General features: G+C 77.3%; 1 protein-coding gene. It reads right to left on the reverse strand.

Annotation, left to right across the window (positions count from 1 at the left end):
• A partial coding sequence (locus B7767_RS40555) for a beta-N-acetylglucosaminidase domain-containing protein (RefSeq protein WP_179167511.1) occupies window positions 1-1,559 on the reverse strand: 1,559 nt, incomplete at both ends.

The following is a 1,559-nucleotide window of genomic DNA, read 5'->3' on the forward strand; positions in this document are numbered from 1 at the left end:
CCCGGTCCCGGCCAGCCGCTCCGGCAGCTCGCGCAGGACGGTGAAGGCCGCGCGCAGCCGCGCCGCCTCCGCCGCCCCGTCCGTGCCGGGGACGGTCGTACGGGCCCGCCGGAACGCCTCCAGCAGTGGCCGCAGGTACGCCGACTCCTCGCCGCCCAGCACCGAGGACGCGGTGTTCCCGGCGAGCGCGGCCAGGGCCTCCCCGCGCCGGGCGTCACCGCCGGCGAGGTCGGCGATCGCGGCCCGCCAGGACTCCCGGGGGCGGTAGTCGCGCGGGTTCCAGGCGAAGTCCGCGGCGGTGAACAGCGGGATGCGGGATGCCTCGGGCTGCTCCATCGCGTTGGCGAGCAGCGCGGCCGAGCCCGCCGCGACGGCCGGTTCGCGGCCCCGGTAGGGGCCGAGGAAGATCCGGCCGGGGGCGTAGTCGTTCACCGGGTAGTTGTCCATGGTCACCAGCGGATGCCCGAACACCTCCCGGGCCTTCGCCAGTTGGCCGCCCGTGATGGTGCTCGGCACCACCCCGACCCCGGTCCACGCCACCTCGACGCCCGCGTCCAGCTCCCCGGCGAGGGCGCGCCGGTACGCCGTCGAGCCGTCCTCGTAGAACTCGGTGGGCATCAGGGACAGGGCGGCGGAGTCCGGGTGGCGCTCCGCCAGGTGCCGGGCCACCGCGTTCGCCACGTGCGCCTGGGCGCGGGCGGCCGCGCCGGGCCCCGACCCGAACCGGCCGGCGTCCGCCCCGCAGTGCCACTCGCTGTAGCTGACGTCCTGGAACTGCAACTGGAAGGCGCGGAAGCCCAGCGCCCACATCGCGTCCAGCTTGCGGGTCAGCGCCCGCAGGTCGTCGTCCGAGGCGAAGCACATCGCCTGCCCCGGGGCCACCGCCCAGCCGAGCGTGACGTGGTCGCGCCGCGCCCGCTCCGCCAGCTCCCGGAACTCCGCCCGCCGCTTCGCCGGGTACGGCTCGCGCCAGCGGGCCTGCCGGTAGAGGTCCTCGCCGGGCGCGTAGAGGTACCGGTTCTGCTTGGTGCGGCCCATGAAGTCGAGCTGGGCCAGCCGCTGCCCGTGCGTCCACGGGGTGCCGTAGAAGCCCTCGGTGATGCCGCGCACGGCGGTGCCGGGCCAGTCGCGCACGACGGCCGCGGTGAACGCGGTGCCGTCCGGGCGCAGCAGTTGGCGCAGCGTCTGCACGCCGTGGAACTGGCCGTCGCCGTCCGCGCCGGACAGGGAGACGGCACCCTTGCCGACGGTCAGCGCGTAGCCGCCGGCGGGAAGGGCGTGCCGGGGGTCGCCCGGGGTGCGTTCCCTGTCCACGCGCACCACGAGCGCCCCCTCGGGCACCTGTGCGCCGGGGGCGGTGAACCGGAGTGCGCCCGCCTCCCGCAGCAGCGCGCGGAGCGCGTCGAGGGCGTACGGGTCGGCCGTCGCGTCCGCGACCAGGGCGACCTCCTCGGTCACCGCGACCGGGGCGCCGTTCGCACGCAGGGAGTGCGGCCGGGGCCACACGGACGGCTCCGCCGCCCGCGCCGTGCCGGCGGCCGGGGACGCGGTGGTGCCCG

The sequence above is a fragment of the Streptomyces sp. 13-12-16 genome (genome assembly GCF_002114215.1).
GTDB lineage: Bacteria > Actinomycetota > Actinomycetes > Streptomycetales > Streptomycetaceae > Streptomyces.